Annotated in this window: 1 protein-coding gene; it reads left to right on the forward strand. The window is 33.2% G+C overall.

Features of this window, described 5'->3' with window-relative positions:
* Nucleotides 1-161 precede the first annotated feature (161 nt).
* Nucleotides 162-818, forward strand: a complete 657-nt coding sequence (locus tag A142_RS11445; RefSeq protein WP_019821765.1) for an XRE family transcriptional regulator — start codon at nt 162-164, stop codon at nt 816-818.
* Nucleotides 819-1189 lie beyond the last annotated feature (371 nt).

The following is a 1189-nucleotide window of genomic DNA, read 5'->3' on the forward strand; positions in this document are numbered from 1 at the left end:
AACTCTATCCATACCTGATCATTTGATCAGCACGGTGAATAATAAATCAACAAAACAATCAAGTAAACAAAATAAACACAAAAGTAAACAATAATAGCAACCAAAATTAGAAGTAAGGACGGAAAATAAACATAGATTACTTAACCAGAATGTGTAAAAAGATGAGATTTAGTGACCGCTTAAAGACACAACGAAAGCTGAAAGGATTAACCCAAGAAAGCATTGCTCAATGTTTATCTTTAACAAAAGTGTCAATATCCCGATGGGAAAGGGGACATAGTGTTCCATCTGGAGATGTTCTTAATACTTTGGCCACGATATTAGAGGTAGATGCTGAGTGGCTGCTGACCGGTAATAATAATGAATGTGAAGGTGTAGCATTAGTAGATTTTTACAAGGATGTTTATGCTAGTGCTGGCAACGGAAGTTCAAATGAGAATGAAGTAACCGAACAATACCCATTATCAGTAAATATTGTTAATAATGAAGGTGCTAATAACCTCTGTTGTATAAGAGTAACAGGAAAATCAATGATGCCAGTTCTTAGTGATGGCTCAATTGTCGCCTTAAATACTCAAAAGAAAACCATACGAGATGGTATGATGTATGTTATTAGACAAAGAGACTTACTTCGAGTTAAAATATTAATAGAAACACCAGAAAAAATAATCATTCGCAGTTACAATCATGAATTTAAAGATGAATTTATTATAAGAAGTAGTGAAAATGCAGATGATTTAGTCATCATAGGACAAGTTGTTTGGCATTCATCTTATCTAGGAAAGTTAAAAGTAAACAAAAATATCTTTGATGAATAGTGTTAAATGTGGGAATATATAAGTGTTCAAAGTAAAAGTGCATTACATAGCACACTAACTACATAGACTTCTATGTAGTGTATTTTTTGAATGAGAATGTGTTAAGGGTGGTACCTTAACGTAAAGCATTCGCAAATAGCCGTCTTACCCAGAGAGTAGACGGTTTTTTTGTATCTAAATTTTATGGATTTGATCTTTCAGCAGATCTTGTGTAATTTATAGCTTCATTGTTTTAGCCACCAACTAAAACACACCTAAACCTCTCTGGAATCAAAAATGAAAAAATTAATCTATAGTTGCATTCCGCAACTCATTCAAAATAGACACAGCCAGTATCCACGTTCAACCAGTGTTCAAACACATTTATGGTC

Origin of the sequence: Vibrio splendidus 12E03 (assembly GCF_000272105.2) — a bacterium.
GTDB lineage: Bacteria > Pseudomonadota > Gammaproteobacteria > Enterobacterales > Vibrionaceae > Vibrio > Vibrio splendidus_I.

Bases quoted from the DNA above. Each gene is read 5' to 3' on its own strand.
- A142_RS11445 (WP_019821765.1), top strand. From the start codon at position 162: ATGAGATTTAGTGACCGCTTAAAGACACAACGAAAGCTGAAAGGATTA.